This window comes from Nocardioides sp. S-1144 (assembly GCF_005954645.2).
GTDB lineage: Bacteria > Actinomycetota > Actinomycetes > Propionibacteriales > Nocardioidaceae > Nocardioides > Nocardioides dongxiaopingii.
Genome location: NZ_CP040695.2, coordinates 670,146 through 691,207, shown reverse-complemented (window position 1 = coordinate 691,207; position 21,062 = coordinate 670,146). Strand labels below are relative to the sequence as shown.

Here is a 21,062-nt window from a genome sequence, read left to right as displayed (position 1 = left end):
CCGAGCCTCAGCCGCGAGCCCGGTCCCCGTTCGTCCGGTCCCCGTTCGTCCCGGCCCGGTTCGTGCCGGCCCGGTCCTTCTTCTTCTTCTTGGTCTTCTTCTTCTCGCCCTGGTCGGACTGGTCGGACTGGTCGGCGCCGGGCACCGCGGGCCCGACCGGCCCGTCCGCGACCGCGACGTCGGCCGGGTCGGTCAGCGTGAACGTGAGGGGGTCGGCGGGCTCGGCACCGTAGGCGGCCACCTGGACGTCGTAGGCCGCGGGCTCGGCCCAGGGCTGGCCGGCGGGACACTCGGGCGTCGACATCCGGCCGTTCCAGGTCAGGTCGAAGGTGGCAGTGGAGTCGCGACGGACGACGACCTCGGCGGTCGGCACCATCCGCGGGCACTCGCGGCTGGACCACACCTCGTCGCCGTCGTCGTCGAGGATCGTGACGGCCAGGCTGTCGCTGCTCAGCCGCCAGGTGCAGGCCTCGGCCACGAGCGTCTCCAGGCTGAGCCGGATCGTCGTGGACCGCCGGGCGACCGCGCCCGGCACCGACGGCATGACCTGCACGTCGGCGTCGACGCAGTCACCCTCGGGGTCGGGCGGCGCCGGCTCGGCGCTCGGCTGGGGCGCGGGCGTGTACCCGCTGTCGGGCAGGGGCACCGTCGTCGGCTGCCCGGCTGCGGGCCGGTTCTTGCGGCCCTTGCCCTTCCTCCCGGCGGGCGCCTCGCTCGGCTGGCCGCTGGCCTGCACCGCGGCGTCGCGGGCCGGCGGCGGGTCGTCGTCACCGCGCACCAGGTTGACCACGACCAGCACCAGCGCGAGCACGGTCCCGAGGACGAGCGCGCGGCGTCGCCAGTACACCGCAGGGGGCAGCGGTCCGCGCGTGGTGGGCATGACCACGAACGCTAGTCACCTCCCCGGCCCGATCGGTGACGCCACACCGACCTCCCCCGCCCCAACCGCCCCAACCGCCGCGAGGGCCACGCACCCGGACCGGGACCGCCGGCGGCCGGGCGCCACAATGGTGCGGTGCCCGACTCCGACCTCCACCTGCCGGTGCTGGGGTGGTACGCCGAGCACGCCCGGGACCTGCCGTGGCGGCGTCCGGGGACCTCGGCCTGGTCGGTGATGGTCTCGGAGCTGATGCTGCAGCAGACGCCGGTGAACCGGGTGCTGCCGGTGCACGAGGCCTGGATGGAGCGGTGGCCCACCCCGGGCGACCTGGCGGCGGCGAGCACCGGCGACGCCGTGCGGGCCTGGGGCCGGCTCGGCTACCCGCGCCGCGCCCTGCGGTTGCACGCGGCGGCCACGGCCATCACCGAGCGCCACGACGGCGTCGTCCCGGCCGAGTACGCCGACCTGCTGGCGCTGCCCGGCGTCGGCGACTACACCGCCTCGGCGATCGCGAGCTTCGCCCACGGCCGGCGCCACGTCGTCCTGGACACCAACGTGCGGCGGGTCCTGGCCCGCGCGGTCGGCGGGACCGAGTTCCCCGGCACCTCGATCACCCGCGCGGAGCGGGACGTGGCGACGGCCCTGCTGCCCGACGACGAGGCGACGGCGGCGACCTGGGCGGTGGCGACGATGGAGCTGGGCGCCCTGGTCTGCACGGCGGCGAACCCGCGCTGCGGGTCCTGCCCGCTCGCCGACCGGTGCGCGTGGCTCGCGGCCGGCCGACCGGCCCACGACGGCCCGCCCCGCCGGGCGCAGGCCTGGGCCGGCACCGACCGGCAGTGCCGCGGCCGCCTGCTCGCCGTGCTCCGGGACGCCGAGGGACCGGTGCACCGCAGCGTGCTCGAGGCCACCTGGTCCGACGTCCCGCAGCGCGAGCGGTGCCTGGCCTCCCTGCTCGACGACGCCCTCGTGGCCCGCACCGGCCCGGACACCTACGCCCTGCCCTGAAATGACGCCGACCCGTCACTGATCAGTGACGGGTCGGCGGTCGAGCTGGGTCAGAGGGCGCCGGCTGCGCCGCCCTCGGTCTCGGCCGGAGGGGCCTTCTTGATGTCGACGGGACCGTCCTCGCTGACGGGGGTCTCCCCCGCGCCGACCTCGACGGTCTCGAACGGCGGCAGGTCGGGCATCTCGCCCATCTTCTGCCCGACGAAGGTGAACTTCGCCGTCGGGCCCTCGCCCTCGACGTCGACCAGCACGATCTGACCGGGGCCGACCTCGCCGAAAAGCATCTTCTCGGCCATCGTGTCCTCGATCTCGCGCTGCACCGTGCGCCGCAGCGGGCGAGCACCGAGCACGGGGTCGAAGCCCCGCTCGGCCAGCAGGTCCTTGGCGGCCTGCGTGAGCTCGATCCGCATGTCGCGGTCGCGCATCCGCAGCTCGACGGAGGCGATCATGTTGTCGACCATCTGGACGATCTGCTCGCGGCTGAGCGGCGGGAAGACGACGATCTCGTCGACCCGGTTGAGGAACTCGGGCCGGAAGTGCTGCTTGAGCTCGTCCTGGACCTTCGCCTTCATCCGCTCGTAGGAGCCGGCCGCGTCGCCGGCCTGGTTGAAGCCCAGGTGGATCGACTTGTTGATGTCGCGGGTACCGAGGTTGGTGGTCATGATGATGACGGTGTTCTTGAAGTCGACCACCCGGCCCTGCGAGTCGGTCAGGCGACCTTCCTCGAGGATCTGCAACAGGCTGTTGAAAATGTCGGGGTGGGCCTTCTCGACCTCGTCGAAGAGCACGACGGAGAACGGCTTGCGCCGCACCTTCTCGGTGAGCTGCCCGCCCTCCTCGTAGCCGACGTAGCCCGGAGGCGAGCCGAAGAGCCGCGAGACGGTGTGCTTCTCGGAGAACTCCGACATGTCGAGCTGGATGAGGGAGTCCTCGTCGCCGAACAGGAAGTCGGCCAGCGTCTTGGAGAGCCACGTCTTGCCGACGCCCGAGGGCCCGGCGAAGATGAACGAGCCGCCGGGGCGCTTCGGGTCCTTGAGCCCGGCACGGGTGCGCCGGATCGCCCGGGAGATCGCCTTGACGGCCTCGTCCTGGCCGATGACGCGCTTGTGCAGCTCGTCCTCCATGTTGAGCAGCCGGGTCGACTCCTCCTCGGAGAGCTTGACGATCGGGATGCCGGTGGCGACGGCGAGGACCTCGGCGATGAGCTCCTCGTCGACCTCGGCCACCTCGTCCATGTCGCCGGCGCGCCACTGCTTCTCGCGCTCGGACTTGCGCAGCATGAGCTGCTTCTCCTCGTCGCGCAGGCGGGCGGCGGCCTCGAAGTCCTGGCCGTCGATGGCGCCCTCCTTGCGGGAGCGGACCTCGGCGATCTTGTCGTCGTACTCGCGCAGGTCGGCGGGCGCCGTCATCCGGCGGATCCGCAGCCGCGAGCCGGCCTCGTCGATCAGGTCGATGGCCTTGTCGGGCAGGAACCGGTCGGAGATGTAGCGGTCGGCCAGCGTCGCGGCGCTCACGAGCGCCTCGTCGGTGATCGTGACCCGGTGGTGCGCCTCGTAGCGGTCGCGCAGGCCCTTGAGCATCTCGATGGTGTGCGCGATCGAGGGCTCGGCGACCTGGATCGGCTGGAAGCGACGCTCGAGCGCGGCGTCCTTCTCGAGGTACTTGCGGTACTCGTCGAGGGTGGTCGCGCCGATCGTCTGGAGCTCACCCCGGGCCAGCATCGGCTTGAGGATGCTGGCGGCGTCGATGGCGCCCTCGGCCGCACCGGCACCGACGAGGGTGTGGATCTCGTCGATGAACAGCACGATGTCGCCGCGGGTGCGGATCTCCTTGAGCACCTTCTTCAGGCGCTCCTCGAAGTCACCGCGGTAGCGGCTGCCGGCCACCAGCGCGCCGAGGTCGAGGGTGTAGATCTGCTTGTCCTTCAGCGTCTCGGGCACGTTGCCGCGGACGATGTCCTGGGCGAGGCCCTCGACGATCGTCGTCTTGCCGACGCCGGGCTCACCGATCAGGACCGGGTTGTTCTTCGTGCGCCGCGACAGGATCTGCATGACGCGCTCGATCTCGGTCTCGCGACCGATGACCGGGTCGAGCTTGCTCTCGCGGGCGTCCTGGGTCAGGTTGCGCCCGAACTGGTCGAGCACCAGCGAGGACGACGGCGCGTCGCCGCCGCCGGACTGGGCGGCCGCCGCGGCCGTCGACTCCTTGCCCTGGAAGCCGGAGAGCAGCTGGATGACCTGCTGGCGGACGCGGTTCAGGTCGGCGCCGAGCTTCTGGAGGACCTGGGCGGCGACGCCCTCGCCCTCGCGGATCAGGCCGAGCAGGATGTGCTCGGTGCCGATGTAGGAGTGGCCGAGCTGCAGCGCCTCGCGCAGGGACAGCTCGAGCACCTTCTTGGCGCGCGGGGTGAAGGGGATGTGACCGCTGGGGGCCTGCTGGCCCTGGCCGATGATCTCCTCGACCTGCGCACGCACGGCCTCCAGGGAGATGTCGAGGCTCTCGAGGGCCTTGGCAGCGACACCCTCGCCCTCGTGGATCAGCCCGAGCAGGATGTGCTCGGTGCCGATGTAGTTGTGGGAGAGCATGCGGGCCTCTTCCTGGGCCAGCACGACCACCCGGCGAGCTCGGTCTGTGAACCGCTCGAACATGCGCATCGCTCCTCAAGTACGTGGGTCCCGCCCGCTCCTGGGTGGAGGGAGAGGTACGGGTGTTCTAACCCCGCTCCCAGCCTACGCGTTCCCTCTCACCCCGAAAGCCCGTCCGCTCTCAGCGAACAGGCGCCGGGCCGATGTCGAGAACCCGCGGTCGGCTCCGTCCCCGTGGTGAAGCGACCAGGATGGGTCGCACCACACACCCAGGAGACCCTCATGACGAAGTACCTGCTGCTCAAGCACTACCGCGGCGCGCCGGCCGCGGTGAACGACGTCCCGATGGACCGCTGGACGCCCGAGGAGATCTCGGCCCACCTGCAGTACATGGCCGACTACGCCTCGCGGCTCGAGGAGTCCGGCGAGTACGTCGACGGCCAGGCGCTCGCCGCGGAGGGCACCTTCGTCCGCTACGACGGCGAGGGCCGGCCGCCGGTGACCGACGGCCCGTTCCTCGAGACCAAGGACCTGATCGCCGGCTGGATGATCATCGACGTCGACTCCCACGACCGGGCGCTCGAGCTGGCCGCCGAGCTGTCGGCGGCACCGGGTGCCGGCGGCAAGCCGATCCACGAGTGGCTCGAGCTGCGCCCGCTGCTCCAGGCGCCGGCCAACGTCGAGGACTGACGGCGGGTGGACGAGGTCGCTCTCCGGAGCCTCACGCCGGGGGTGCTCGCCGTCCTCGTCCGCCGCGGGGCCGACTTCGCGGCCGCCGAGGACGCCGTCCAGGAGGCGCTGCTCGAGGCCGTGCGCGTCTGGCCCGACGACCCACCGCGGGAGCCGAGGGCGTGGCTCATCACCGTGGCCTGGCGCCGGTTCCTCGACGCGACCCGCTCGGAGGCGGCCCGCCGGCGTCGCGAGGAGGCGGTCGAGGAGGAGCCGGCACCCGGACCGGGCCCGGCCGTCGACGACACGCTCCGGCTGTACTTCCTGTGCGCGCACCCCTCGCTGACGCCGTCCTCGGCGGTCGCGCTCACCCTGCGGGCCGTCGGCGGGCTCACCACCCGGCAGATCGCCGAGGCCTACCTGGTGCCGGAGGCGACGATGGCCCAGCGGATCAGTCGGGCCAAGCGCACCGTCGCCGACGTCCGACTCGACCAGCCCGGTGACGTCGCGACGGTCCTGCGGGTGCTCTACCTCGTCTTCAACGAGGGCCACTCCGGCGACGTCGACCTCGCCGTCGAGGCGATCCGGCTGACCCGGCAGCTCGCGGCCGGGGTCGCGCCCGACCACCCGGGGTGGCCGGAGGTCGCCGGGCTGCTCGCGCTGATGCTGCTGCACCACGCGCGGCGTCCGGCGCGCACCGCGCCCGACGGCGCCCGGGTGCCGCTCGCCGAGCAGGACCGCCGGCGGTGGGACACCGCGGCGATCGCCGAGGGGGTGGAGATCCTGCAGGCCGCGCTCGCTCGCGACCGGCTCGGCGAGCTGCAGGCCCAGGCCGCCGTCGCCGCGCTGCACGCCGATGCCCCCTCCACCGAGGAGACCGACTGGGTGCAGGTCGTCGAGTGGTACGACGAGCTGCTGCGCCTGGCGGAGAGCCCGGTCGTCCGGCTCAACCGCGCCGTCGCGGTCGGGCACGCCGACGGACCGCGGGCCGGCCTGGCGGCCCTGGCCGCCCTCGACGAGACGCTGCCCCGGCACACCGCCGCCGCGGCGTACCTGCACGAGCGGGCCGGGGACCTCGCGATCGCTGCCGGGTTGTACGCCGAGGCCGCGCGCAGGGCGTCGGACCTGGCCGAGCGGGGGCACCTGGTGCGCCAGGCCGCCCGGCTGCACGGCCGGGCGGGCGCCTGAGGCCGGTCGGGCGGCTGCGGTCAGTTGGCGGCGTCGAAGGCCTCGCGCACCGCGCCCGGGATCCGGCCGCGCTCGGGGACGTCGAAGCCGTTGGAGCGGGCCCAGTCGCGGACCTCGGCGGCGCTGGTGCCGCCGGTGTCGGCCGGCGCCGAGGACTTGCGGGGGCCACGGCGCGAGCCGGCGACCCGGCGGGCGTTGCCGACGTAGCCGGCGAGCGCCTCGCGCAGCTCCTGGGCGTGGTCGTCGTTGAGGTCGATCTCGTAGCTGGCGCCGTCGAGGCCGAACGTCACGGTCTCGGTCGCCTCGGAACCGTCGATGTCGTCGACGAGAATGATGTTGACCTTCTGTGCCATTTCGAATTCCTTTTCGTGCAGCCCGAGAATACGGAGAATCTATTCGGTCGAATTGCAGTGTGGCACAAGTCAGGAGTTTCGCCGAAAGACCATCTCCAGGCCTATGTGGGTCAGCCACGGGTCGTGGTGGGTGAAACAGCCGCATTCCTCGCGCACCAGGTCGGCGAGGTAACCGGTCGAGATGACCGCGACCTCCCCGACCGCGTGACCGAGGTCGGCGAGCATGCGCTCGACGATCCCCTCGACCTGCGCGGCGGTGCCGAACACCACCCCCGACTGCAGCGCCTCGACGGTGTTGCGGGCGATCACCGAGCGCGGCCGCACGATCTCCACCTGGCGCAGCTGCGCGCCCCGCCGGCCCAGCGCCTCGAGCGAGAGCTCGATCCCGGGCGTGATCGCGCCGCCGACGTACTGGCCCTGGGCGTTGACCACGTCGAAGGTGGTGGCGGTGCCGCCGAAGTCGACGACGATGGCCGGCGAGCCGTACGAGGTGAGGGCCGCGAGGGAATTCACGATCCGGTCGGTGCCGACCTCGCGCGGATTGTCGGTGAGCACGGGAAGGCCGGTCCGGACACCGGGTTCGACCACGACGTGGGCGACGTCGGGGAAATGCCGAGCGAGCATCTCGCGCGCCGATTGCGTCACCGCCGGGACCGTCGAGCACACCGCGACGCCGTCGACCTCGCCGAGGTGGCGCCCGAGCAGGCCGCGCAGCAGCACCGCCCACTCGTCGGCGGTGCGGTGCAGGTCGGTGGAGACCCGCCAGTCGCGCGACACCACGCCGTCCTGCACCAGCGCCAGGACCGTGTGGGCGTTGCCCACGTCGATGGCGAGCAGGGGCATCACACGTCCTGGAGGTCGAGCCCGAGGTCGAAGACGACCACGGAGTGCGTCAGGGCGCCCACGGAGATGAAGTCGACGCCGGTGGCGGCCACCTCGGCGGCGCGGGCGAGGGTGAGCCCGCCGGAGGCCTCGAGCGTGGCCCGGGCCGCGCCCCGCTCGTCGTTGACCCGCACGGCCTCGGCCATCGTCGCGGTGCTCATGTTGTCGAGCAGGATCTCGGTGCAGCCCACGTCGAGCAGGTCGCGCAGCTGGTCGAGGTCGGTGACCTCCACCTCGAGCGGCAGGTCGGGGTGGGCCGCCCGCACCGCCCGGTAGGCCGGCACCGCGCCGCCGGCCGCGATCACGTGGTTGTCCTTGACCATCGCCTTGTCCGAGAGCCCGAACCGGTGGTTGACGCCGCCGCCGCAGCGCACGGCGTACTTCTGCAGGGCGCGCCAGCCCGGCAGCGTCTTGCGGGTGTCGAGCACCCGGGCCCGGGTGCCCTCGAGGGCGGCGACCCAGCGCGAGGTGGCCGTCGCGACCCCGGAGAGGTGGCTGGCGAAGTTGAGGGCGGTGCGCTCGGCGGTCAGCAGGCCCCGGGTGGGACCGGCGACCCGCATGACGACGTCGCCGGCGGCGACCCGGGTGCCGTCGGGCAGCCGGTCGGTGACCTCGACGTCGTCGCCCAGCACGATCCGGAAGACCAGCTCCGCGACCCCGAGACCGGCCACGACGCCGTCCTCCCGGGCGGCCAGGACGCCCTCGGCGCTGGCGTCGGCGGCGATCGTGGACTCGGAGGTCACGTCGACGGCGCCGTCGGGCAGGTCCTCGCGCAGGGCGGTGAGCACGTGGTCGACCAGGCCCTCCTCGATCCCGGCGGCCCGGAGCTCGTCGAGGAGCTCGCTCGGCGGTGGCAGGTGCTGCTTCATGCGGTTCCTCCGTCGGTGGCGGGCGCGGGGCGGAAGACGACCTCGGCGACGCCGTCGGTCATCGCGGTGTCGACGTGGCCGGCCCAGGCGGCGTCGTCGCGGTCGGGGAAGTCGTCGCGCCAGTGCGACCCGCGGGTCTCCTGGCGCAGCGCGGCGGCCTCGGCCAGGGCCGTGGAGATGGTGAGCAGGTTGGTGGTCTCCCAGGCGTCGAGGTCCACGGTCTGCGAGGACCGGCCGCCCAGCTCGTCGAGGACGACGGTGGCCTCGGCCAGCCCGGGCGCGTTGCGCAGCACGCCCACCCTCGAGGTCATCACCTCCTGCAGCTCGCCCCGGACGTCGCCGCTGACCAGCCCGGCGGTGCGGGTGTCGAGCGCCGGCTCGCGCCAGTCCCGCAGCTCCTGGGGCAGCACGTGGGCGATCCGGCGGGAGAAGACCAGGCCCTCGAGCAGCGAGTTCGAGGCGAGCCGGTTGGCGCCGTGGACGCCGGAGCAGGCGACCTCGCCGGTCGCGTAGAGGCCGGGGACGTCGGTGCGGCCGTGGAGGTCGGTCCGGACGCCGCCGGAGGCGTAGTGGCAGGCCGGCGCTACCGGGATCAGCTCGGTGACCGGGTCGACGCCGTGGGAGCGCGCGGTGGCCAGGATGGTCGGGAAGCGGCGCTCCCAGAACTCCGCGCCCAGGTGCCGGGCGTCGAGCCACATGTGCGCCTGCCCGGTGTCGAGCATCCGGCGCATGATCGCCTTGGCGACGACGTCGCGCGGGGCGAGGTCGGCGAGCGGGTGGACGCCCTCCATGAGGCGCCGGCCGCCCTCCTCGGGGAGCCCGTCGACCAGGAAGGCGCCCTCGCCGCGCACCGCCTCGGAGATCAGCGGCTGCTGGCCGTGCGAGTCGGGGCCGAGGTACATCACCGTCGGGTGGAACTGCACGAACTCGAGGTCGCGCAGGGTCGCCCCGGCCCGCAGGGCCAGCGCCATCCCGTCGCCGGTGGAGACCGCGGGGTTGGTCGTCTGGCTGAAGACCTGGCCGAGCCCGCCGCTGGCCAGCACCACGGCGCGGCAGTGGACGGCGCCGACGCCGTCGCGCTGGCCCTCGCCCATCACGTGGAGGGTGATGCCGGCGACACCGGGCCGGCCGTCGGGGCCGTCGGGGTCGTCGGGGTCGGTGAGGAGCAGGTCGACGGCCAGCGCGTGCTGCACCACCTCGATCTCGGGGGCGGCCTCGACGGCCGCGACGAGGGCGCGCTGGATCTCCGCGCCGGTGGCGTCGCCGCCGGCGTGGGCGATCCGGTCGCGGTGGTGGCCGCCCTCGCGGGTCAGCGACAGGACGCCGTCCGGGTCGTGGTCGAACATCGCCCCGAGCGCGATCAGCTCGCGCACGGCCTCCGGGCCCTCGTCGACGAGCACCCGGACGGCGTCCGCGTCGCAGGCGCCGGCCCCGGCGACCAGCGTGTCGACGGCGTGCTCCTCGGGGGTGTCGCCCGGCCCGAGGGCGGCGGCGATGCCGCCCTGCGCCCACTGGGTCGAGCCCGCGGCGATCTGGTCCTTGGTGACGACGAGGAGCTTGTCGATCCCGTTGTCGGCGTCCTTGAGGCGGAGCGCGGCGGTCAGGCCGGCGATGCCGGAGCCGATGATGACGACGTCGGCCCGGGTGGTCCACCCGGGCTCGGGGGCGGTCAGCCGACCGGGCACGCGGCGTACGGCGTTGGGCATCGGGCCAGGCTAGTGGTCGGGGTCGCGCGGGTGCGCGCCGTCCACCGCCGCGAGGGTGAGCGGGAGGTTGTCGATCAGCCGCGTCGCGCCCACCCGGGCCGCGACCAGGAGGCGCGCCTCGGTGTCCGCGGCGACGTCGGCCGGCAGCGGCGACAGGTCCGGCAGCGCGAGCTCGAGGTAGTCGAGGTCGACGCCGTCGGCGGCGTCGAGCACGGCGCGGGCGGCGTCCAGCGCGGCCGGGCCGCCCCGGGCGGCGCCCGCCTCCCCGGCAGCGCGCAGCGCCCGGCTGAGCGCGACGGCGTCGCGGCGCTGGGCGGGGTCGAGGTAGACGTTGCGGCTGGAGAGGGCGAGGCCGTCGTCCTCGCGGCGGGTCTCGGCGCCGAGCACCTCGACGCCGAGGCACAGGTCGGCGGCCATCCGGGCGATCAGCACCAGCTGCTGGTAGTCCTTCTGCCCGAAGACCGCGACGTCGGGGCGGACCAGGCCGAAGAGCTTCGCGACGACGGTGAGCACGCCGGCGAAGTGGCCGGGGCGGGTGCGGCCCTCCAGGACGTCGCCGAGCGGGCCGGGGTGCACGGTCACCTGCGGCAGGCCGCCGGGGTAGACCTCGTCGACGCTCGGGGCGAACACGACGTCGACGCCGGCCCGCGCGCACACCTCGAGGTCGGCGTCGAAGGTGCGCGGGTAGCGGTCGAGGTCCTCGCCGGGCCCGAACTGGAGCGGGTTGACGAAGATCGAGACGACCAGCGGCCCGCCCGCGGGCCCGCCCGCAGCCACCGCCTCGCGCGCCACCGTCATCAGGCTCGCGTGGCCGGCGTGCAGGGCGCCCATCGTCGGGACCAGCGCGACGCGCTCGCCGGCCGCCCGGCGGGCCGAGAGCAGGTCGGCGAGCTCGGCGCGGGTCCGGGCGACGGCGGGCCTCACGTGGTCCGGCGGACCGACCGGTCCTCGGTCGCGGCGGCGTGGTCGAGGACGTCGTTGATCGTCAGCGCCCGCAGCGCGGTGAGCCGGCCGTCGGTCACGGCCCGGCTCAGGGTGGCCCGGGCGAGCGCGAGGTAGCTCGGCATCGTGGTCGGGGCCTCGGCGCGGATGCTGTCGAGGTGGGCCCGCACGGTGTTGACGTCGCCGCGCACGATCGGGCCGGTGAGGGCGGCGTCCCCGTGCTCGAGGGCGTTGTCGAGCGCGGCGGTGAGCAGCGGCCGCAGCGTCGCGGCCGGGTCGTCGGCGCCGGCGGCGGCGAGCAGCTCCATCGCCTCGGTCACGAGGGTGACGAGGTGGTTGGCTCCGTGGGCCAGCCCGGCGTGGTAGAGCGCACGCCGCGACTCCGGCACCCACATCGGGCGGCCGCCGAGGTCGTCGACCAGCGACGCGGCGAGCTCCCGCTCGGCGTCGGCGGCGGTGAGGCCGAAGACGCAGCCGGCGAGCCGGTCGAGGTCGACCTCGGTGCCGGTGAACGTCATCGCCGGGTGCAGCGCGATCGCCCGCGCGCCGAGCGCGACCGCCGGCGCCAGCACGTCGAGCCCGTGCCGCCCGGACGTGTGCACGACCACCTGGCCCTCGCGCAGGGCACCGCTGTGGGCGAGCACGGAGACCACGTTGCCGAGCATGTCGTCGGGCACGGTGAGCAGCAGCAGGTCGCACGCCCGGGCGACGGCGCTGGGCTTGTCGACGGCGACACCCGGCAGCAGCGCGTCGATGCGGCCGCGGGAGGCGTCGGACTCACCGGCGGCGGCGACGACGTCGTGGCCGGCGGCCCGCAGGGCGGCGGCGAGGACGGCGCCGACCCGGCCGGCGCCGACGACACCGATGCGCAGCCGCGGGAGGGGCAGGGACGACTCGTGTGACATGGGGGAACCTCTCGTTCCAGTCCCTCCGACCACCCGCTCGCGCGGGCCGGGGTGGGTACCGGACGTAGTGCTCGTGTGCTGTCAGCAGTGCAACGCCGAATGTACGCGGGTTGCTTCCGCGCTGGGAACGGGCGGCGGCGTGACGCACGCCACCTCCCGCGACCCTGCCAGCAGCGCGCAATTGCCCACGCTGGCTCGATCCTGCCGCCGAGAACTGGCCACACCTCGGCAATTGCGTCGAGATGGCCGATCGACCGGCGCGACGCTCAGCCGGACCGTCGAGCTCGCTCGGCGTCGTCGGAGGTCACGACGGTGCCGACCTCGAGGGGCCGCGGCGCGTGCGGGAGCCAGGTGCGGGTCACGTGGTCGACGACGTGGACGCCGTCCGGGGCGTGGATCTCGTGCACGCCCTCGGGCACCTCACCGGCGTTGAGGGCGTTGAAGACCGCCCACTCGCGGCGCTTGCGCTTGTTGCGGTGGCTGGTGGCGAAGGACGCCGGGTCGGTCCAGTGCGCGAACTCGTCGCCGTCGAGGTACTTCAGCTCCACGCACAGCCCGTGCGGCAGCCCGATCGACCGGACCGGCTTCGGGGTGGTGCGCACCTCCCACTCGAAGGCCTTGGCGAACACGAAGTCGGGCCCGACCGGGAAGCCCCACTCCTCGGCGTTGCGCAGGCCGAGGTCGAGGTAGGCGTGCGAGGGACCGTCGAGGTAGAGCCCGTGCCGCGGCACCCGGATGATCGACTGGACGTCACCCACCTGCCAGGCGAGGTCGGCCAGCGACGCCTCGCCCTCCGCGGTGAGCACCATGTCGCCGTCCCACTTGAAGGAGTAGCGGGTCCCGACCTGGGCGAAGCACCAGTTGTAGAAGTAGGCCAGCGAGTGCACCGACCGCTCGGGGACGGCGCGGTGCTCGGCGCCGGCGCGGGCCACCGCGAACGGGTAGGACGCCTGGGTCAGCCGGTGCGCGAGGCCGGCCCGCGCGGCGGTCTCGGCGACGACGTCGGGGCTGCCGTCGGTTGAGCCGTTGTCGACGACCAGGACGTGGTCCATCGCGCGCAGCAGCGGCGGCAGCACGAACGGCAGCGACGGCGCCTCGTCCTTGATGCGCAGCACGGCGGTGCTGCCGCTGCGCAGGCCCTCGGCGCGGGCCCACGGCCAGGTGATGTCGAAGTCGGCGTGGCCCTCGAGGTTCGTGAGTCCGGCCGCACCGGGGAGCGCCATCAGGAGCGCTCGCGCCCGGCCAGCCTGCGCAGGCCGCGCCGCACCGGGGCGGGGACGGCGGCGCGCAGGCCGTGCGGGAGCCGGTCGGCGCCGACCGGGGTGCCGGCCGGGCGGGCCGGGCGGGCCGGGGCTGTGTCCGGGCGCGGCGGCGGACCCTGCCGGCGGGTGCGCTGCTCGGCGTGGACCACCGAGGAGCGCGAGATGGCCTCGGCCTCGGCGTAGAGGTCGGTGTAGGCCTCGCGGAGCTCGTCGAGGGTCGCGTGCACCTCGGGGGTGTCGCCGCCGGGCTCGGCGAGCCGGTTGAGCTCCTCCCAGGTCTGGCCGACGAGCTCGTGCAGGCGGGGCGGGAGGCCGAGGTCGGCGAGGGTCTGCTGCATCCGGCGCAGCGACGGGTCGACGAAGCGGTGGCCGTCGCGGATCTGCTCGCTGTTGGCGTGCAGGACGTGCTGCAGGCCGAGGGTCTCCCCCACGTGCATCGTGGTGCGGGTCCAGTCGTCGAGGAGGTCGCCGTAGCGGACGAAGACGCGGGCGCCGGCGTCCGCGCCGGTCCCGACACGCGTGCCGCGCTCGGTGTGGAGCAGCATGTTCAGCCAGGACGCCGCGAGGTGCGCCGAGCCGAGCTTGTTGGCGTAGTAGGTCTGCTTGCTGCCGACCACCTCGGCGGGCGGGCGCAGCATGGTCGCGAAGACCGGCTCGGCGCCGGTGCGGATCGCCGCGACGCGCCACAGCCCGAGGAACCAGGCGAGCCGGGGGTCCTTGACGACGAGCTCGCTGTGCCCCTCATCGGCGGTGAAGTGCCCCTCGAGCCACTCGGCGGTGGCGATCCGCTCGGGCTCGCGGGTGCTCACCCGGCCGGTCTCGAACCACGCCTCGGGCCGGGAGTCGGAGACCTGGACCAGCGCCTCCTTCAGCAGCCGGTCGTGGTGGTCGACGACCCACTGCGGCTCCCCGAAGCCCTTCGGGTTGCTCTCGTCGGCGGCGACCTCCGGCTGGGGCACGTGCAGGCCGAGGATCTTCATCAGCCCGGCCATCGTGCTGGTCCCGCTCCGCCCGGCTCCGGCGACGAGGAGGACCTTGCGCGGGTAGTCGGCCGGGTCGACGCTGCTGGGGTCACTCACGAGGCGAGAGCCTAACGGGCACTACCGTTGCGCCATGAGGATCGGCCGCCGACCCCCGCGGCGGATCAGCGTCGTCGTCCCGGTCTTCGACGTCGAGGCCTACCTCGACGAGTGCCTCGACAGCCTGCTCGCCAGCACCTACCCCGACGTCGAGGTCGTGGTGGTCGACGACGGCTCGACCGACGGCTCCGGCGCGATCGCCGACGAGCGCGCCGCCCGCGACGCCCGGGTGCGCGTCGTCCACACCACCAACCGCGGGCTCGGCGCGGCCCGCAACGAGGGGCTGCGGCACACGACCGGCGAGCTGGTGACCTTCGCCGACTCCGACGACGTCGTCCCGCCCACGGCCCACGCCGTCCTGCAGCGCCAGCTGACCGGCTCGGGCTGCGACTTCGTGACCGGCTCGATCGCCTGGTGGCGCCCCGACGCCGAGGACCCGCGGCAGGTGCTCGTGCAGCCGCCGTGGATGCGGCGCCTGCACCGGACCCGCGCCGCGCTGGTCCTCGAGCAGGAGCCCGAGATCCTCGGCGACGTGTTCGCGTGGAACAAGCTCTTCACCCGCGCGTTCTGGGACGGCGCCGGCCTCTCGTGGCTCGAGGGCCACCGCTACGAGGACCAGCCGACCACCACCCGGGCGTTCCTGCGCGCCCGGCGGTTCGGGATCGTGCCGGACGTCGTCTACCACTGGCGGATCCGGTCCGACGGCACCTCCATCACCCAGCAGCGCGGCTCGCTCGCCGACCTCGAGGACCGCTGGCTCACCAAGCGCCTCACCGCGAGCAGCGTCGCCGACCACGGTTCGCCGAAGGTGTCGAAGGTGTTCCGCGACAAGGTCCTGCCCGGCGACCTCCACCGCTACTTCGTGCAGATCCCGACCGCCGACGACGCCTGGTACGCCCTGCTCGAGGCCGGGGTCCAGGAGCTCTTCGCCGGGCGGTCGCTGGTGCACAGCGGCCTCCCGCCGGTGCACCGCCTGACGGGGTGGCTGGTCGAGCAGGGCCGGCGCGCGGACGCCGCGCACGTGATGACCTACCTGGCCGGGCTCGCGCCGGGTGAGCGCGTGCCGCGGGTCGACGACCCCCGCGGCTGGCGGATCGACGTCCCCGGGCTGGACGCCGCGACCGTCGACGTCGCGGCCCTGCGGCTGCACGACCACGAGACCTGAGCCGGCCGCACAGTCACCGGAGGGGTGGTCCCCGCCTCGCCGCGAAGTGGTGGGATCCGATCGATCAACTACGACTGTGGCACTGTTGTCCCGCCTCGACAGTCTCCTCCAGCGGATAGAGCGATTCCATGATCGAGTTCGAGTCGGTGACCAAGCAGTTCCCGGACGGGACCGTCGCGGTGGAGGACTTCAGCTTCACGCTCCCCTCGCGCAAGACGACCGTCTTCGTCGGCTCCTCCGGCTGCGGCAAGACGACGCTGCTGCGGATGATCAACCGGATGATCGAGCCGACCTCCGGCCGGATCACGATCGACGGCGTCGACATCGCCGGGCGCAACAAGGTCGAGCTGCGCCGCAGCATCGGCTACGTGCTCCAGTCCTCCGGCCTCCTGCCGCACCGCAGGGTCGTCGACAACGTCGCGACCGTGCCGCTCCTGCACGGCGTGAAGAAGTCGCAGGCGCGGGCCGAGGCCCTGGACCTGCTCGACAAGGTCGGTCTCGACCGGGGCCTGGCCCGCCGCTACCCGCGCCAGCTCTCGGGCGGCCAGCAGCAGCGGGTCGGCGTGGCCCGTGCCCTGGCCAGCGACCCCAACGTGCTGCTGATGGACGAGCCGTTCGGTGCCGTCGACCCGATCGTGCGAGCCGACCTCCAGGCCGAGCTCAACCGCCTCCAGCGCGAGCTCGGCAAGACCATCGTGTTCGTCACCCACGACATCGACGAGGCGTTCCTGCTCGCCGACCAGGTGGTGATCTTCCGCAAGGGCGGGGTGATCGCCCAGGCCGGCACGCCCGCGGAGATCCTGGCCGCGCCGGCCGACGACTTCGTGGCGAGCTTCGTCGGGGCCGACAAGGGCAAGCGGACCCTGCACCTCCAGCAGCGTCCCGACGACGAGGGGCTCACGCTCGTCGTCGACGGCGACGGGCGGCCGATCGGCGTCCTGCGCCCGGACGGGGCTCTCGAGAAGCAGGCGCCGCGGTCGTGACCTGGACCCGCGACAACCTGCCCCTCGTCTGGGAGCTGACGCTCGCGCACGTGCAGCTCGCGATCGTGCCGATCGTGCTGAGCTTCGTGCTGTCGATCCCGCTGGGCTGGCTGGCCAACCGCAACCGCGCCCTGCGCACGGTCGTGATCACCGCCGGCAGCCTGCTCTACACGATCCCCTCGCTGCCCCTGTTCGTGATCCTGCCGCCGCTGATCGGTACCCAGGTCCTCGACTCCACCAACCTGGTCGTGGCCCTGTCGATCTACGGCGTCGCGATCATGGCCCGCTCCGCCGCCGACGCGCTCGCCTCGGTCGACCGCACCGTGCTCGACGCCTCGAGCGCGGTCGGGTACGGCGCGGCGGCCCGTTTCTTCCGCGTCGAGCTGCCGCTGTCCGGCCCGGTGCTGCTGGCCGGCATCCGGGTGGTCTCGGTGAGCACGATCGCGCTCACCTCGGTCGGCGTGATCATCGGCTCGCGCAACCTCGGCTACCTGTTCAACAACGGCAAGCAGCGCGACATCCTCGAGGAGGTCGCCGTCGGCATCGTGATGAGCCTGCTGATCGCGCTCGTCTTCGACGTCGTCATCCTCGCCCTCGGGCGGGTCCTGATGCCGTGGAACAGCCCCGACCGGGTCGGTCGTCGTTCCGCCAGGGTCGCGCTGGTCGAGCCCGGCGGCCCGGGTGACCAGGGCGTGCCCAGCCGTGGAGGACTCACGAGTCCCGACGGTCCCGCTGCCGGTGGCCAGGACCCGGTCGTCGTCACGAGGGGCGGGGCCGACTGATGGACCTCTTCGAGAGCGCCCTGCGCTGGCTCTTCGACTCCGAGAACTACCAGTCCGGGAGCCGCAGCCCGCTGCCCATCCAGGACCGGCTGGTCGAGCACCTGACCTACACCGGCATCGCGGTGCTGCTCGCGGCGCTGATCGCGCTGCCGCTCGGCTTCTACATCGGTCACACCGGCCGGGGTCGCCAGCTGGTGATCTCCTTCACCGGGGCGATGCGGGCCCTGCCGACGCTCGGGCTGCTGTTCTTCCTGCTGATGGTGCTCGACGACCACGTGAGCTTCGACCGCGCGCCCCTGATCGGCTCGGTGATCGCCCTGGTCATCCTGGCCATCCCCTCGATGCTGGCCGGGTGCTACGCCGGCCTCGAGGCGGTCGACCGCACCACGATCGACGCCGCCCGCGCCAACGGGATGACCGAGTGGCAGGTCCTGCGCCTGGTCGAGATCCCCCTGGCCCTGCCGCTGATCGTCGGCGGGATCCGCTCGGCGGTGCTGCAGGTGATCGCCACGGCGACCATCGCCTCCTACGTCGGCCTCGGCGGCCTCGGCCGCATCATCACCAGCGGCATCGGTCTCTACGACTACGATCGGATCCTCGGCGGCGCCCTGCTCGTGACCGCACTGGCCCTGTCCGTCGACGCCCTCTTCGCCCTCCTCCAGCGAGCCACCGCGACCCGCGGCCTCGCCGAGCACCGCCCAGCACGACGCCGCACCACCAAGTCGGCCGACACGGCCGCGCGCGCCTGAGAACGCGTCACACGAAGGGACACCCTTGATGACCAGCAACTCCCGCCTCCGCCTGACCGGAGCCATCGCCGCCGCGGCGTGCCTGATGACGGGCCTGACCGCCTGCGGAGGTGACGACGACAGCAGCAAGGTCGTCGTCGGCTCCTTCAACTTCCCCGAGAGCGAGATCCTCGCGGAGATCTACTACCAGGCGCTCGACGCCGACGGGGTCGAGGTGGAGAAGCAGTTCAACATCGGCCCGCGCCAGCAGACGCTCCCGGCCCTGAAGGACGGCTCGATCGACCTGATCCCCGAGTACAACGGCAACCTGCTCGCCGCCTACGACCCCGAGTACACCGAGCGGACGACCGAGGAGGTCGACGGCGCCCTGGTCGACGCCGTCGCCGCCGACGAGCTGCAGGTCCTGGACTCGGCCGCGGCCGAGGACAAGGACGCCTACGTCGTCACCCGCGAGACCGCCGAGGCCAACGACCTCACCAGCATCGGCGACCTGGGCGCCCTCGCCCCGTTCAAGCTCGGCGCCAACCCGCAGTTCGGCGAGCTGGGCTACGGCATCCCCGGCCTCGAGGACGTCTACGGCGTCACCGGCGCCGAGTTCGTCCCGATCGAGGACTACGGCGGCCCCGACACCGTGAAGGCGCTGGTCGACGACTCGGTGCAGGTGGCCGACATCTACACCACGTCGCCGGCCTTGGTCGCCGAGGACCTCGTCGTGCTCGAGGACCCGGAGAACATGATCTCCTCGCAGAACATCATCCCGCTGATCTCCGACGACGCCTTCTCCGAGGAGATCGCCGACACGCTCAACGAGATCTCGGCCCAGCTCACCACCGAGGACCTGATCGCGCTGCGCGAGCGGGTCGAGGGCGACGAGGCCGCCTCGGCCGCCACCGCGGCCACCGACTGGCTGGAGGAGAAGGGCCTGCTCTGAGCCCGGCTCCACGGTCCGGCTGATCGACGGCCGGCCGAGCTGCCACCCGGGGGTCCTGCGTCGCACGACGTGGGGCCCCCGGTGTGCGTCCGGGCCCGCTCGACTGCGTCAGTCGGCGACGGTGACGTCGCGGTGCCAGGACTCGGTGACGTAGGACGTCGTCCAACCCATCGAGGTGTAGAGCCCGTCGGCGCCGGTGGAGGAGTCGGCGTCGACCTCGAGGCCGACGCGGTCGCGGCCGCGGCCGGCGGCGTCGGCGATGATCGTGCGGAGCAGTCCCTTGGCGACACCCCGGCCGCGGGCGGCCTCGCGGACGCCGATGTAGGACACGTAGGAGCCGTCCGGGCCGGAGGCGCTCTCCGAGACGGTGCCGACCAGCGCGCCGACCGGCTCGGCCCCCATGCCGTCGGGCCGGTCGCCGTCGTCGACGAGCTCGGCGAGCCACCAGTGGTCCCAGCGGTGCCCGGGGTCCTCGCGCAGGCGGTGCAGGAACTCCTCGAAGGTCTCCTCCCACGAGTTGAAGTGGTCGCGGAAGGCCTCCTCGAGCACGTCGTGGACCTCGCGCAGGTCGCCCTCGTCGGGCATGCCGTCGCCGGCGCGGCGCACCAGCCGGAACCGGACGCCGCGGCCCTCCCAGTCGTCGGCCGACGGCACCAGGTCGCGCTCGTCGGGGGTCACCGGCCGGCTCATCTGCCACCAGGTGCGCACCTTGGTGAAGCCGGACGCCGCGAGCCACGCCGTCTGCCGCTCGTCGCCGGAGTAGGTGCCCGTGTCGATCTGCTGCACCTCGAGCCCGCGGGCCGCGCCGACCGCGCGGGCCTGGCCCACGGCCCACTCGACGAGCAGGTCCGAGCAGGCCCGGGCGACGCCGTCGGCGAGGCCGCGCTCGACGACGTGCAGGAGCAGCATCCGTCCCCCGGCGCGGTCGTGCACGCTCCCCCAGGCCCGGATCACGCCGGCGTCGTCGCGGACCACGACGTTCTCCCGCGTGCGCAGCCCGGCCTCGGACACCTCGACCAGGACGTCGTCGACGCTCGCGCCGGCCCACCCCCGCCCGTCGCGCTCGTGGGCGCGCAGCAGCTGGGTCAGGCGCGCGAGGTCGAAGCGGTCCGCCGGGTCGGGCTGCCCGACCTCCCACCCCGCGGGCAGCGCCGGCAGCTCGTCGACGAGCTCACCGACCAGGGCGTCGGGGTCGGTCTCGAACCGGGAGTCCTCGGGGATCACGACAAGCCATTGTGCCGGAGCGCGCCGCCGGCCCCGACGGTGGAGGTCGAGCCGGGGCGGGATTTCCCCGGTCGGCCGGGGAAGTCTGAACTGGGGGGCCGGGATCCCGGGCGACAAGTTCAGGGATCGGCCGTCCAGTCCGGAGTGGCCGGCCTGGACGACCACGCACTGCCCGTCCGCGTACGGCGCCCCACTGCTCGCGGGCGCCAGACCTCAGACGTCGGGCGTCAGGCGTGCTTGCGGTCCTCGCCGTGCCCGGTGGTCTCCCAGGCGACGAGCTCGGAGCGGACGACGTCGAGCTCCTGCTCGAGCTCGGCGACGCGGACGATCGCCATGGCGGCGCGCTCCTCGGCCTCGGCGAGGCGCGAGGAGAGCCGGGCGACCTGGTCGGCGGAGGCCTTCTCGACGGCCAGCACCTTGGCCTGCTCGGCGGCGAGCTCGTCGCGGGTGGCGGTGGCCTCGGCGGCGGCGTCGGCCAGGCGGGTCTCGAGGCGGGCGATGGTGGCCTCGTGGCGGGTGATCCGGCCGCGGGTGTCGGCGACGTACAGGGCCTGCTCGGCGGTGCGGGTCTCGGTGAGCGCGGCGTAGCCGCGGGCCTGCTCGGCACGGTCGCGGGCCCACGCCCGGCGGGTGTCGGCGACCTCGGTGTGGGTGATGCGGGTGGCGACGGCACCGAGGACGGCGGCGACGCCGGCGCCCATGGCGGCGACGGCCCACGTGCCGCTCGCGATCGCCGCGACGGCACAGGCCAGGGCGACGGCGACCAGGACGGCGGCCACCACGAGCCGGGTGGAGCGCTGCCGGCGCCGCGACGGCGCGGCGGGACCGGTCGTCGCACCAGCCGTCGCACCAGCCGTCGGGGTCGGTCCGGGACGGGCAGCCGGGGAAGTCATGGTTCGC

Annotated in this window: 20 protein-coding genes; 8 read left to right on the top strand and 12 right to left on the bottom strand. The window is 73.7% G+C overall.

From position 1 onward, the window contains the following. Positions 1–7 precede the first annotated feature (7 nt). Positions 8–880 (bottom strand): hypothetical protein, encoded by an 873-nt coding sequence (locus FE634_RS03235; protein ID WP_138875071.1) that lies wholly within the window; start codon positions 878–880, stop codon positions 8–10. A gap of 135 nt (positions 881–1,015) precedes the next feature. On the opposite strand from FE634_RS03235, the gene FE634_RS03230 reads away from it, so the two are divergent. Next, positions 1,016–1,888, top strand: coding sequence for an HhH-GPD family protein (locus FE634_RS03230; RefSeq protein WP_262347563.1), 873 nt, complete (start codon positions 1,016–1,018; stop codon positions 1,886–1,888). Positions 1,889–1,938: 50 nt separating this feature from the next. On the opposite strand, the gene FE634_RS03225 is transcribed toward FE634_RS03230, so the two are convergent. Then, positions 1,939–4,536, bottom strand: a complete 2,598-nt coding sequence (locus FE634_RS03225) for an ATP-dependent Clp protease ATP-binding subunit (RefSeq protein ID WP_137292282.1) — start codon at positions 4,534–4,536, stop codon at positions 1,939–1,941. Between the two features lie 219 nt (positions 4,537–4,755). Between FE634_RS03225 and FE634_RS03220 the strand changes: the two genes are divergently transcribed. Continuing rightward, complete coding sequence (locus FE634_RS03220; RefSeq protein ID WP_137292281.1) at positions 4,756–5,163, top strand: YciI family protein; 408 nt, start codon at positions 4,756–4,758, stop codon at positions 5,161–5,163. A 6-nt stretch (positions 5,164–5,169) separates the two neighbouring features. Further along, a complete protein-coding gene (locus FE634_RS03215; RefSeq protein WP_138875070.1) occupies positions 5,170–6,330 on the top strand; it encodes an RNA polymerase sigma factor in 1,161 nt (386 codons plus the stop codon). A 20-nt stretch (positions 6,331–6,350) separates the two neighbouring features. Here FE634_RS03215 and FE634_RS03210 read toward each other — a convergent pair whose 3' ends face one another. The 8 genes from FE634_RS03210 to FE634_RS03175 all read right to left on the bottom strand — a co-directional run bounded on the left by FE634_RS03210 (position 6,351) and on the right by FE634_RS03175 (position 14,328). Then, positions 6,351–6,683, bottom strand: a complete 333-nt coding sequence (locus tag FE634_RS03210) for a histone-like nucleoid-structuring protein Lsr2 (RefSeq protein ID WP_137292279.1) — start codon at positions 6,681–6,683, stop codon at positions 6,351–6,353. Positions 6,684–6,752: 69 nt separating this feature from the next. Then, a complete protein-coding gene (locus FE634_RS03205) occupies positions 6,753–7,526 on the bottom strand; it encodes a type III pantothenate kinase (protein WP_138875069.1) in 774 nt (257 codons plus the stop codon). Continuing rightward, on the bottom strand, positions 7,526–8,434 hold the full coding sequence (nadC, locus tag FE634_RS03200; RefSeq protein WP_148240350.1) for a carboxylating nicotinate-nucleotide diphosphorylase: 909 nt from the start codon (positions 8,432–8,434) through the stop codon (positions 7,526–7,528). The genes FE634_RS03205 and nadC overlap by 1 nt, the downstream gene beginning before the upstream one ends. Continuing rightward, positions 8,431–10,140: an L-aspartate oxidase gene (locus FE634_RS03195; RefSeq protein WP_138875068.1), complete on the bottom strand. Its 1,710-nt coding sequence runs from the start codon at positions 10,138–10,140 to the stop codon at positions 8,431–8,433. Before FE634_RS03195 ends, nadC begins: the two co-directional genes overlap by 4 nt. Positions 10,141–10,149: 9 nt before the next feature. After that, complete coding sequence (gene panC, locus FE634_RS03190; RefSeq protein WP_138875067.1) at positions 10,150–11,064, bottom strand: pantoate--beta-alanine ligase; 915 nt, start codon at positions 11,062–11,064, stop codon at positions 10,150–10,152. After that, positions 11,061–11,987, bottom strand: a complete 927-nt coding sequence (locus FE634_RS03185; protein WP_138875066.1) for a Rossmann-like and DUF2520 domain-containing protein — start codon at positions 11,985–11,987, stop codon at positions 11,061–11,063. The genes panC and FE634_RS03185 overlap by 4 nt, the downstream gene beginning before the upstream one ends. A 266-nt stretch (positions 11,988–12,253) precedes the next feature. Further along, entirely contained in the window at positions 12,254–13,210 is a 957-nt protein-coding gene (locus tag FE634_RS03180) for a glycosyltransferase (RefSeq protein ID WP_262347562.1), read from the bottom strand. After that, complete coding sequence (locus tag FE634_RS03175; protein WP_148240349.1) at positions 13,210–14,328, bottom strand: sulfotransferase family protein; 1,119 nt, start codon at positions 14,326–14,328, stop codon at positions 13,210–13,212. The genes FE634_RS03180 and FE634_RS03175 overlap by 1 nt, the downstream gene beginning before the upstream one ends. A 34-nt stretch (positions 14,329–14,362) precedes the next feature. Here FE634_RS03175 and FE634_RS03170 point away from each other — a divergent pair, with 34 nt between their 5' ends. The 5 genes from FE634_RS03170 to FE634_RS03150 all read left to right on the top strand — a co-directional run bounded on the left by FE634_RS03170 (position 14,363) and on the right by FE634_RS03150 (position 18,938). Then, the gene (locus FE634_RS03170) at positions 14,363–15,493 is read left to right on the top strand and encodes a glycosyltransferase family 2 protein (RefSeq protein WP_148240348.1); all 1,131 of its coding nucleotides are present in this window, start codon (positions 14,363–14,365) and stop codon (positions 15,491–15,493) included. A gap of 128 nt (positions 15,494–15,621) precedes the next feature. Further along, positions 15,622–16,476, top strand: coding sequence for an ABC transporter ATP-binding protein (locus FE634_RS03165; RefSeq protein WP_137294286.1), 855 nt, complete (start codon positions 15,622–15,624; stop codon positions 16,474–16,476). Continuing rightward, positions 16,473–17,258 carry an ABC transporter permease gene (locus FE634_RS03160; protein WP_138875065.1) on the top strand — a complete coding sequence of 262 codons (786 nt, stop codon included), beginning with the start codon at positions 16,473–16,475 and terminating at the stop codon, positions 17,256–17,258. Before FE634_RS03165 ends, FE634_RS03160 begins: the two co-directional genes overlap by 4 nt. Further along, positions 17,258–18,007, top strand: a complete 750-nt coding sequence (locus FE634_RS03155; RefSeq protein WP_138875064.1) for an ABC transporter permease — start codon at positions 17,258–17,260, stop codon at positions 18,005–18,007. Before FE634_RS03160 ends, FE634_RS03155 begins: the two co-directional genes overlap by 1 nt. A 28-nt stretch (positions 18,008–18,035) precedes the next feature. Then, the gene (locus FE634_RS03150) at positions 18,036–18,938 is read left to right on the top strand and encodes an ABC transporter substrate-binding protein (RefSeq protein ID WP_138875063.1); all 903 of its coding nucleotides are present in this window, start codon (positions 18,036–18,038) and stop codon (positions 18,936–18,938) included. 108 nt (positions 18,939–19,046) lie between these two features. Here the strand turns inward: FE634_RS03150 and FE634_RS03145 are convergent, their stop codons facing one another. Both FE634_RS03145 and FE634_RS03140 read right to left on the bottom strand, forming a co-directional pair. Further along, a complete protein-coding gene (locus tag FE634_RS03145; protein ID WP_222847661.1) occupies positions 19,047–20,162 on the bottom strand; it encodes a GNAT family N-acetyltransferase in 1,116 nt (371 codons plus the stop codon). A gap of 227 nt (positions 20,163–20,389) precedes the next feature. Then, positions 20,390–21,055: a hypothetical protein gene (locus FE634_RS03140; protein WP_262347561.1), complete on the bottom strand. Its 666-nt coding sequence runs from the start codon at positions 21,053–21,055 to the stop codon at positions 20,390–20,392. Between the last annotated feature and the right edge of the window lie 7 nt (positions 21,056–21,062).

What these genes read in the sequence shown, in the direction of transcription:
- FE634_RS03170 (WP_148240348.1), top strand. Translation starts at nt 14,363, where the DNA reads ATGAGGATCGGCCGCCGACCCCCGCGGCGGATCAGCGTCGTCGTCCCG.
- FE634_RS03225 (WP_137292282.1), bottom strand. Translation starts at nt 4,536, where the DNA reads ATGTTCGAGCGGTTCACAGACCGAGCTCGCCGGGTGGTCGTGCTGGCC.
- FE634_RS03195 (WP_138875068.1), bottom strand. Translation starts at nt 10,140, where the DNA reads ATGCCCAACGCCGTACGCCGCGTGCCCGGTCGGCTGACCGCCCCCGAG.
- FE634_RS03165 (WP_137294286.1), top strand. Translation starts at nt 15,622, where the DNA reads ATGATCGAGTTCGAGTCGGTGACCAAGCAGTTCCCGGACGGGACCGTC.
- nadC (WP_148240350.1), bottom strand. Translation starts at nt 8,434, where the DNA reads ATGAAGCAGCACCTGCCACCGCCGAGCGAGCTCCTCGACGAGCTCCGG.
- FE634_RS03220 (WP_137292281.1), top strand. Translation starts at nt 4,756, where the DNA reads ATGACGAAGTACCTGCTGCTCAAGCACTACCGCGGCGCGCCGGCCGCG.
- FE634_RS03140 (WP_262347561.1), bottom strand. Translation starts at nt 21,055, where the DNA reads ATGACTTCCCCGGCTGCCCGTCCCGGACCGACCCCGACGGCTGGTGCG.
- FE634_RS03185 (WP_138875066.1), bottom strand. Translation starts at nt 11,987, where the DNA reads ATGTCACACGAGTCGTCCCTGCCCCTCCCGCGGCTGCGCATCGGTGTC.
- FE634_RS03180 (WP_262347562.1), bottom strand. Translation starts at nt 13,210, where the DNA reads ATGGCGCTCCCCGGTGCGGCCGGACTCACGAACCTCGAGGGCCACGCC.
- FE634_RS03235 (WP_138875071.1), bottom strand. Translation starts at nt 880, where the DNA reads ATGCCCACCACGCGCGGACCGCTGCCCCCTGCGGTGTACTGGCGACGC.
- FE634_RS03155 (WP_138875064.1), top strand. Translation starts at nt 17,258, where the DNA reads ATGGACCTCTTCGAGAGCGCCCTGCGCTGGCTCTTCGACTCCGAGAAC.
- FE634_RS03210 (WP_137292279.1), bottom strand. Translation starts at nt 6,683, where the DNA reads ATGGCACAGAAGGTCAACATCATTCTCGTCGACGACATCGACGGTTCC.
- FE634_RS03205 (WP_138875069.1), bottom strand. Translation starts at nt 7,526, where the DNA reads ATGCCCCTGCTCGCCATCGACGTGGGCAACGCCCACACGGTCCTGGCG.
- FE634_RS03150 (WP_138875063.1), top strand. Translation starts at nt 18,036, where the DNA reads ATGACCAGCAACTCCCGCCTCCGCCTGACCGGAGCCATCGCCGCCGCG.